We start from the raw sequence: 263 nt of genomic DNA on the forward strand, positions 1-263 counted from the left end.
TGCGAGACGCACACGACCACCGACGCGTCCGAGATCACGCGCCGGGGGACGGCATCGGCGGCATCGGCGTGCACCAGCTCGCGGTGCTCAGCCTGTTCCCGCGGCAGCGGGGCGTTGACCTCGAGCACCGAGGGCACCCCCGCCTCGCGAGCGAAGCCCGTGCCGGCCGTCGCGAAGAGCGCGTACCGCTCGTAGACCAGGTCGAAGGGCGCGGCCGCGTGCGTCGCTTCCAGCGCGAGCGCCGTCTCCGGCTCGAGCTGCAT

At 73.8% G+C, this 263-nt stretch carries 1 pseudogene; it reads right to left on the reverse strand.

Features of this window, described 5'->3' with window-relative positions:
• A pseudogene (locus tag SB754_RS20925) lies at positions 1-263 on the reverse strand (glycosyltransferase family 1 protein); the annotation flags it as partial.

This window comes from Leifsonia sp. SIMBA_070, assembly GCF_046534635.1.
Classification (GTDB): Bacteria; Actinomycetota; Actinomycetes; order Actinomycetales; family Microbacteriaceae; genus Leifsonia.